The sequence below is a fragment of the Kitasatospora sp. NPDC127121 genome, assembly GCF_042677305.1.
Classification (GTDB): Bacteria; Actinomycetota; Actinomycetes; order Streptomycetales; family Streptomycetaceae; genus Kitasatospora.
Genome location: NZ_JBHXTQ010000019.1, coordinates 25,380 through 33,427 on the forward strand (window position 1 = coordinate 25,380; position 8,048 = coordinate 33,427).

Here is an 8,048-nt window from a genome sequence, read left to right on the forward strand (position 1 = left end):
GCCCCATGCCCCGCGTCCCCTCGCACCCACCCCGACAGTCCAGAGCTCAGGAGCCGACAGCCGTGCACCATCCGCAGGAGCCGCGCGCCACGGACCGTCCGCAGGAGCAGCGCGCCACGGACCGTCCCGCAGCGGCCTCACCGACCGGTCCGGCCGCCGACACGCCGAGGGTCGGGGCGCAGCGGCGCGCTGCGGAGGCGCAGGCAGCGGCCCGGGCCCGCTCCGAAGGCGAGTCCGCGGCGGTCGACCGGCTCGCCACCACGGTGGAGCGGCTCAGGCTGGAACTGGAACGGACCCAGGCCCAGGCGGCGGGCCGCGCCGTCGTCGAGATGGGCGTCGGAGTGCTGGTGGAGCGCCTGCGGTGCGGGCCCACCGAGGCCGCCGGGCAGCTGGACAGCCTCGCGGAGCAGGCCGGGGTGACGGTCCTGGCGCTCGCCGCCGACCTGGTCAACCAGGCCGCGGCGGACGAGATCTCCGCCCTCGCCCGCGAGTTCGTCGCCGACGCCTCGGTTCCCCCCACCGAAGCGGTGGCCGTGCGGCTGCGCAGTGCCGAGGCGGACGTGCTCGCGAGCGGTGACGCCGCGGCGGCGGCGCGTTCCATGCTGGAGCACGTGCTGCGACCGCTCGGCGCGGCCGCCGTCGCCATCTGGGCCGCCCACCCGGACCTCTCCCTGTCACTGGCGGGCAGCGCCGGTTTCCCCGAGGAGGAGGCACGCCGCTGGCGCCACGTCCCGCCGGGCGTGCCGACCCCGGCCCGCCGTGCCCTGGACGAGCGCGCGGCGGTCGGCTACCCGACGCTCGCCGGCGCCTCGCTGCCCTCGATCGGCCAGCACGAGATCCACGGCGGCCGGCTCGCCGTCCCGGCCGGCGTCGGCGGGCGGCTCATCGGCGTCCTGGAGATCTGCTGGCCCGACGCGCTGCCCGAGCGCTCCCAGCCGCTCCAACGCCAGTTCGAGGCGCTCGCCGAGCTGGCCGCCACCACGCTGGAGTCCTGGAGCGGGCAGGAGCCCGCCGCCTGCGACCCGGCCGACGCGCAGTTCGGCGAACTGCGGCAGCTCACGGACGGCCTGCTCGACCCGTGCATGATCCTGCGGGCGGCGCCGGACAGCGACGAGTTCCCGCCCCGGTTCGTGATCCGCCACCTCAACCCGGCCTTCGTCGACTTCGCCGGCCGGCCCACCGGCGTACTCACCGGCGCCCGCCTGCTGGAGGCGTACCCGCTGGCGGCCGAACCGGGCGGCCTGGCCGACAAGGTCGAACACGTCTTCGCCACCGGGGAACCCTTCCGCGCCCAGGACATGCGCCTCGCCGCCCTGGTCGACGGAGTACCGCTGACCACCCGGGCACAGGTGAGCATCAGCCGGCACGGCAGCCACCTCGCGGTCGTCTGGCGCCTCGACGACGGCACCCCGCGCGTCGCCCGCCTGCTGCAGCACGCCCAGCGGCTCGGCCGGATCGGCGGTTTCGAGGAGAACCTGCGGACCCGGCAGATCGCCTGGAACGAGACGGTGTTCGAACTGCACGGGCTGCCGCCCACCGCCGCGCCCCTGGCCCTCGACCAGCTCCCCGACCACGCCCACCCGGACGACCGCCACGCCATCGACCGGTTCCTGCGCACCCTCCTGCACCACCAGCGCCCGGCCTCCACCGCCTTCCGCCTCCAGCGGCCGGACGGCGTCACCCGCCACATCCGCGTCGTCGCGGAGCCCGTCCGCGATCCCGGCAGCGGGCTCGGCAACGACCCCGGCAGCGGGCTCGGCACCGTCCGCGGCGCCTACCAGGACATCTCCGCCCAGCACTGGACGGAGGTCGCACTCGCCGCCACCCGCGACCAGCTCGCGCAGAGCGAGCAGCAGGCGGCCGAGCGCAGCCGCCTCGCCCTCCAGCTCCAGCACGCCATCATGCCGCCCACCCGGGGCCCGCTGGACCTGCACGATCTGAGCGTCGCCGTGCGCTACCGCCCGGCGGAGAAGGACCACCTGGTCGGCGGGGACTGGTACGACACCCTCGCCCTGCCCTCGGGAGACGTCCTGCTGTGCGTGGGCGACGTCTCCGGACACGGCATCGAAGCCGCCACCGGCATGGTCGCGCTGCGCAACGCCCTGCGCGGCCTGGCCGCCACCGGCGCCGGGCCGGCCCAGCTGCTGAGCTGGCTCAACAGCGTCACCCACCACCTGACCGACAACGTCACGGCCACCGCGGTGTGCGGCCTCTACGAACCCGCGACCCGCCGGTTGCGGTGGGCCCGCGCCGGGCACCCGCCGCCGGTCCTGCTGCGTGGCGGGCGGGCGGACATCCTGCCCCAGCTGGGCGGCATCCTCCTCGGCGCGATCGGCCACGCCGACTACGAGCAGGGCGAGCTCGTCCTGGAGGCCGACGACACGCTGGTGATGTACACCGACGGACTCATCGAGCGCCGCGACGAATCCCTCCAGGCGTCGCTGACCAGCCTGACGGCCCTCGCCGAGGAGTCCCGCACCGGGTCAACCACCGGCTCGGACACCGGGTCGACCACCGGCTCGGCCAACCTCGAAGAACTCCTGGACCACCTGCTGCGCTACAGCAACGCCGACACCGACGACGACACCTGCCTGGTCGGAGTGATGGTGCGGTAGCGGTCGGACGGCCACGACCGGCGCATGTCCGCGGCGAACCGGGGCAGCCGAGGGACGAATCGACGCGTCCCCTGATCGAGGAGGTCCCCGTGCTCGCCCTGGTCCTGGTCCTGCTGCTCGCCCTGCTCCTGTTCGGTTTCGGCTTCGCCCTGAAGGTGCTGTGGTGGGTCGCCCTCGCGGTCCTCGTCGTCTGGCTCCTGGGCTTCCTCGCCCGCGGCACCACCTCCGCCGGCGGGCGGGGCCGCTGGTACCGCTGGTAGCCCGCCGTACGTGCGGCCCCGTCGCCGGCCGACGGGGCACCCGAGCCGCCGCGCAGCCCCCGCGCGGCGGCTCGCGCGTGCGCGCCTCCCCCACCGCCCCGGGGGGCGGAACCGGCGGGTGTCGCGGGCGCGGACCGGGGCAGACGCCCAGGCATGAACCCGATCGAACGGGCCCTGCGCGCCGTGGACCGCTTCCAGCAGCACCGCCGGGTGCCCGCCGTCGTCATCGGCGTCGTGCGCAAGTACGGGGACGACCGGGGCGGGCTGCTGTCCGCCCTGATCACCTACTACGGCTTCGTCGCCCTGATCCCGCTGCTGCTCCTGCTCAGCACCGTCCTCGGCTTCGTCCTGCACGGCCACCCCGGGGCCCAGCAGTCGGTGCTGAACTCGGCGCTCGCCGACTTCCCGATCATCGGCGACCAGCTGCGCCAGAACGTCCACTCCCTCCAGGGCAGCGGCCTGGCGCTGGCCATCGGCGCGCTCGGCCTGCTGTACGGGGCGCTCGGCATCACACAGGTCCTCCAGCACGCCATGGCCGAGGTCTGGAACGTGCCCGGGGTGCAGCGGCCCGGCTACTGGCCCCGGCTGGCGCGCGGCCTGCTGCTGTTCACGGTCCTGGCCGCCGGCCTGGTGCTGGGTACGGCGGCCGCCTCGCTGGTCGGCAGCGCCCTGGGCGGGGTGCCCGCCCGGGTCGGGGGCCTGCTGGTCTCGGCGCTGCTGAACACCGCCCTGTGCCTGGCCTGCTTCCGGGTGCTCACCCCGCGCGAGATCCCGACCCGGGCCCTGCTGCCCGGCTGCGTCGTCGCCGGGCCGCTGTTCACCGTCCTCCAGGCGTTCGGTTCGCTCCTGGTGACCCACGAACTGCGCCACGCGGGCCAGGTCTACGGCTTCTTCGCGACCGTGATCGGCCTGCTCTCCTGGCTCTACCTGGCCGCGCAGATCACCGTGTACGCCGCCGAGGCCAACGCGGTGCTCGCCCGTCGGCTGTGGCCCCGCAGCCTCCTGCAGCCGCCGCTCACCGCCGCCGACGAGAAGGTGCTGTCCTCCGTCGCCCGTCAGGAGGAGCGCCGCCCCGAACAGCACGTCGAGGTCTCCTTCCACGACGGGGAGCGGCCCGGCGGGGCCGGGGAGGACGGCCCGCACGGCCCGTCCTCCCCCGGCGCCCGGTGACACCCCCTGCGGTTACCGCCCGTCCCGGCCCGGGCGGTGCAGCTCGCTCGCCGGGGCGGCGGTCGCGGGCCGGTACACGGTGAGCCCGGCCGGGGCCTTGGACAGCCGCAGGGCCCCGCGCGCGGGGACGCTCTCGCCGTCGACGGCGATGCGGGCGGCGTCGCCGAGGGAGTCCAGGTCCAGGGCGCGCAGCCGGGCGGCCCGGTAGACCTGGGACCGGTCCAGGGTGCCGGACAGGAAGGCGGCGGCCAGGCGGGTGCGGGCGAAGGGCCGGCCGCCGTCGACGACCCGGACGTCGAGCTGTCCGTCGGCCAGGGCGGCGCGGTGGGTGGGGGCGAAGCCCGCCGGTTCGTACGCCCCGTTGCCGGCGAACAGCAGCCACAGCCGGTGCGGGCGGCCGTCGGCGTGGAGGGTGACGGGTTCGGCGGTCGGCAGCAGCTTGGCGACGGCCACCGCGAGGGCCGGCCACTTGCCGATGCGCTTCTCCAACTTCTCCCGCTGGTGGACGAGTTCGGGGTAGATGCCGAGGCTGAAGGTGTTCACGAAGGTCCGGGCGCCGGCGTCGTCGGCGGCCAGGCCCAGGTCCACGCCGACGGCGGCGCCGGCCTGGACGGCCTCGGCGGTGGCCTCGTGGGTGGTGGCACCGAGATCGAGGGCGAAGTGGTTGAGGGTGCCGCCGGGGAAGACCGCCAGCGGCAGCGCGCGCTCGACGGCCAGCGCCGCGGCCAGGTTGACGCTGCCGTCGCCGCCGCACACCCCGAGCGCGCCGCCGGCCCTGGCGGCCCGGTCGGCGGCCTCCGTCAATGTCTTCGCCAGGTCGTCCTGCGGGCCGCACACCCGGACGTCCGCCTCGGGCAGCAGGGCGCGCAGCGTCCCGGCCACGTCCTCGGCGGCGGGAGCGAGCGGAGAACCGCTGCCGGAACCCGAGTTGACCACCACCGACAGCCCCCTCCCCTGCGGCAGGGCCGGGGCCGGACAGGCGGCCGGGGCGGCGGGCGGCGGCACGTCGGACGAGCGCGGCCACCAGTGCAGGGTCGCGGCGGCCGCCGCCGTACCCAGGGCCGCACCGGCCAGGACGTCGCCCGGGTAGTGCACGCCGGTGTAGACGCGCGAGAGGGCCACCGCCGCCGCGACCGGCGCGACGGCCGCGCCCAGCAGCGGGGACTCGATCGCCACACCGGCGGCGAAGGCGGCCGCGGACGCGGAGTGACCGGAGGGGAAGGAGGTGGTGACGGGCTGGCGCAGCAGCCGACGCACGGCCGGGACGGCGTCCAGCACCGGGCGGGGCCGGCGGGTGGCGTGCTTGGCGACGGTGTTGGCGGTGGCCGAGGCGATGGCGAGCGAGCCGAGGCCGCGCAGGGCCGCGCGGCGCCCGCGGCGTCCGCCGACCGCGCCGAGGACGGCGGCGGTGCCCATCCACAGCACCCCGTGGTCGGCGGCCCGGCTCAGCGCCCGCAGCCAGGGGCGGGTGCCGTGCAGCGGCGCGGCGGCGATACGGTCGAAGAGGGCTCGGTCTATGGCGTCCAGTCGTGTGGTCTTCAGTCGCTTCATCCGACGAACCTACGGCGCGCGGGCGACAACACCGGGGAGGAGGCCGGGAGTGTGTCGCGGCGGCCGGCCGGCCGTGACGGGCCGCGTGCAGGATCCGGAACTCCCCAGCAGGGCGGCTCGGTGTGGCTGCCACCCCGCGCCGCCGTCCCGCGCCGCCGTCCCACGCCGCTACCCCGCGCCGCTACCCCGCGTCGCGCGGCGGCAGCCCTCGGGTGATCCGGTTGAACAGCTCGGCCAGCGGCTCGCCGAGGTCCTGACCGAACTCGGTCAGCCCGTAGGTGACCTGGGGCGGTGTCGTCGGCTCGACCTTCCGCCAGACCAGGCCGTCCTGGACCAGCGCGCGCAGGGTCTGGGCGAGCATCTTCTCGCTGATGCCGTGGATGCTCTCGCGCAGCTCGTAGAACCGGAGGTCGTTGCTCTGCAGGGAGATCAACACCCAGATGCCCCACCTGCTGGTCACGTGGTCGACCACGTCGCGCGCGGGGCAGTCGGTGTGAAACACCTCATACCGCTTCCCGGCCTCGCCCTGCCTGTGCTGCACACCTACCACCATGTCCTGAGCTTACGTCAAGGTATGTCCTTACCAAGGGTTAGCCCCGGCTCCTAGCGTGAGGACCACCGAGGCCACAGCGGCCACGGCGGACGTCGAACGAGGAGTTGACCATGATCGTGGTGACCGGGGCTACCGGCAATGTGGGCCGGCCGCTGACGCGGGCGCTGGCCGAGGCGGGCCAGCAGGTGACGGCGGTGTCGCGGCACGCGGCGGCGGTGCCGGACGGTGTCCGCCACGTGGCGGCCGACCTGGCCGGGCCGGCCGGCCTCGAACCCGCGCTGGCCGGGGCGAAGGCGCTCTTCCTGCTGCTGTCCGGCGACCTGCACGCCGCCGGGGCCAACCCGGCCGACCTCATCGGCCAGGCCGTGACCGGCGGGGTCCGCCGCATCGTCCTGCTCTCCTCGCAAGGCGTGGCGACCAGGCCCTTCGGCCCGACGCGGATCGCGATGCGCGAACTGGAGGACGTCCTGCGGGGGTCCGGCGTGGACTGGAGCATCCTGCGGCCGGGCGGCTTCGCCTCCAACGCCCTGTGGTGGGCCGACTCCGTCCGCGCGCAGCGGGTCGTCGCCGCGCCCTTCGGCGACGTCGGGGTGCCGATCGTCGACCCGGCGGACATCGCCGACGTCGCGGCGGCCTGCCTGCTGGAGGACCGGCACAACGGCGGCGTGTACGAGCTGACCGGCCCGGAGGTGATCACCCCCCGCCAGCAGGCGCAGGCCATCGCGGCCGCCCTGGGCTCTCCGGTACGGTTCCACGACCTCACCCGCGACGAGGCCGGCGCCGCCATGGCCCAGGGCATGCCGGTGGAGCTCGCCCAGGACACCCTGGACATCCTCGGCTCCCCGAACCCGGCCGAGCTGCGCGTCAGCCCGGACGTCCAGCGGGTCCTCGGCACCGCCCCGCGCCCCTTCGCCGCCTGGGCCGCCCGCAACGTCGCCGCCTTCCGCTGAGCCTGCCCAACCGGCCCCGTCCGCACCACACCGGCTCACGGCCGACGGCCGACTCCGGATGTTCCGGGTGTGGAACCGCCGATCCCGGGCAGACGCCGTCCGGGGCGGACCGAGCCCCCGCTACCGAGAGGAGTGATCCGATGAGTGCCAAGGACAAGCTGCACAACGCGGCCGAGAAGGTCCACGGCAAGGCCAAGGAAGCCGCCGGACGGGCCACCGGCGACCGGGTCGTCGAGGCCGAGGGCCGGGGCAAACAGATCAAGAGCGACCTGAAGCAGGCCGGCGAGAAGATCAAGGACGTCGGAAAGGACTGACCCGGCGCACGGCGGCCGCGCCCGCGCGGCCGCCCCGCCCCGGCCGGCTCAACGGCCCCCGCCCCCGGCCCGAGGGACCCAGGAACCCGTGGAGACGCCGCAGTCCCGCGTGACCGGCGAGAACGCCCGGCCGCCACGCGCCGGTCGGCCCGAACCCTCTCGGGGTTCGGGCCTGGCGGTGGCGGCCTGCACACGCGGCGGGTGTGCGGCTGGGGTGTGATCAGCCGATCTGGCCCCAGGGAGAGAACGGACCGCCGGGAGTGGCCTGGCTGCTGCCGGCGACGTTGCCGTTGGCGGAGGTCACATAGATGGCGATGGTGTTGAACTGGCTGAACACCACGCTCGGGTCGCTGGCCACACCTGTGGGGTCACCCGCGTCCGCGATCGTGACCCACGATCCGAACGGTCCGCCCGGGGTGTTCTGGTTGCTGCCCTGAATGGTGCCGCCCGTAGTCCGGGCGTAGACCACCATCGTGCCGTTGGGCACCTGAAGCGCAGCTGGCTTCCCGACGAACCCACCACCCGTCGAAAGCTGCTGCCAGGGAGAGAAAGGACCACCCGGCGTGCCCTGACTGGCACCGACGACATTGCCGCTGACAGACGTCACATAGACCGCGATGGTGCCGGACTGAGTG

8 protein-coding genes are annotated in these 8,048 nt (G+C 75.2%); 5 read left to right on the forward strand and 3 right to left on the reverse strand.

Features of this window, described 5'->3' with window-relative positions:
- The first annotated feature begins 5 nt into the window (after nucleotides 1-5).
- The 3 genes from ACFVHI_RS12710 (at nucleotide 6) to ACFVHI_RS12720 (ending at nucleotide 4,045) form a co-directional block, all read left to right on the forward strand.
- The gene (locus ACFVHI_RS12710) at nucleotides 6-2,615 is read left to right on the forward strand and encodes a SpoIIE family protein phosphatase (protein ID WP_380338468.1); all 2,610 of its coding nucleotides are present in this window, start codon (nucleotides 6-8) and stop codon (nucleotides 2,613-2,615) included.
- 89 nt (nucleotides 2,616-2,704) lie between these two features.
- The gene (locus ACFVHI_RS12715; RefSeq protein ID WP_063352481.1) at nucleotides 2,705-2,875 is read left to right on the forward strand and encodes a hypothetical protein; all 171 of its coding nucleotides are present in this window, start codon (nucleotides 2,705-2,707) and stop codon (nucleotides 2,873-2,875) included.
- Between the two features lie 153 nt (nucleotides 2,876-3,028).
- A complete protein-coding gene (locus tag ACFVHI_RS12720) occupies nucleotides 3,029-4,045 on the forward strand; it encodes a YihY/virulence factor BrkB family protein (protein WP_380338472.1) in 1,017 nt (338 codons plus the stop codon).
- Nucleotides 4,046-4,057: 12 nt separating this feature from the next.
- Here ACFVHI_RS12720 and ACFVHI_RS12725 read toward each other — a convergent pair whose 3' ends face one another.
- Both ACFVHI_RS12725 and ACFVHI_RS12730 read right to left on the reverse strand, forming a co-directional pair.
- Nucleotides 4,058-5,596 carry a bifunctional phosphatase PAP2/diacylglycerol kinase family protein gene (locus tag ACFVHI_RS12725; protein ID WP_380338475.1) on the reverse strand — a complete coding sequence of 513 codons (1,539 nt, stop codon included), beginning with the start codon at nucleotides 5,594-5,596 and terminating at the stop codon, nucleotides 4,058-4,060.
- Nucleotides 5,597-5,777: 181 nt separating this feature from the next.
- Nucleotides 5,778-6,149 (reverse strand): helix-turn-helix domain-containing protein, encoded by a 372-nt coding sequence (locus ACFVHI_RS12730; protein WP_063352484.1) that lies wholly within the window; start codon nucleotides 6,147-6,149, stop codon nucleotides 5,778-5,780.
- A 110-nt stretch (nucleotides 6,150-6,259) separates the two neighbouring features.
- Between ACFVHI_RS12730 and ACFVHI_RS12735 the strand changes: the two genes are divergently transcribed.
- Nucleotides 6,260-7,099: an SDR family oxidoreductase gene (locus tag ACFVHI_RS12735; RefSeq protein WP_380338479.1), complete on the forward strand. Its 840-nt coding sequence runs from the start codon at nucleotides 6,260-6,262 to the stop codon at nucleotides 7,097-7,099.
- Nucleotides 7,100-7,239: 140 nt separating this feature from the next.
- Entirely contained in the window at nucleotides 7,240-7,413 is a 174-nt protein-coding gene (locus ACFVHI_RS12740) for a CsbD family protein (RefSeq protein WP_063352486.1), read from the forward strand.
- 220 nt (nucleotides 7,414-7,633) lie between these two features.
- Here ACFVHI_RS12740 and ACFVHI_RS12745 read toward each other — a convergent pair.
- The coding region (locus ACFVHI_RS12745; RefSeq protein WP_380338482.1) for a hypothetical protein at nucleotides 7,634-8,048 on the reverse strand (415 nt) is incomplete at its 5' end.

What these genes read in the sequence shown, in the direction of transcription:
- ACFVHI_RS12740 (WP_063352486.1), top strand. Translation starts at nt 7,240, where the DNA reads ATGAGTGCCAAGGACAAGCTGCACAACGCGGCCGAGAAGGTCCACGGC.
- ACFVHI_RS12725 (WP_380338475.1), bottom strand. Translation starts at nt 5,596, where the DNA reads ATGAAGCGACTGAAGACCACACGACTGGACGCCATAGACCGAGCCCTC.
- ACFVHI_RS12720 (WP_380338472.1), top strand. Translation starts at nt 3,029, where the DNA reads ATGAACCCGATCGAACGGGCCCTGCGCGCCGTGGACCGCTTCCAGCAG.
- ACFVHI_RS12710 (WP_380338468.1), top strand. Translation starts at nt 6, where the DNA reads ATGCCCCGCGTCCCCTCGCACCCACCCCGACAGTCCAGAGCTCAGGAG.
- ACFVHI_RS12730 (WP_063352484.1), bottom strand. Translation starts at nt 6,149, where the DNA reads ATGGTGGTAGGTGTGCAGCACAGGCAGGGCGAGGCCGGGAAGCGGTAT.
- ACFVHI_RS12735 (WP_380338479.1), top strand. Translation starts at nt 6,260, where the DNA reads ATGATCGTGGTGACCGGGGCTACCGGCAATGTGGGCCGGCCGCTGACG.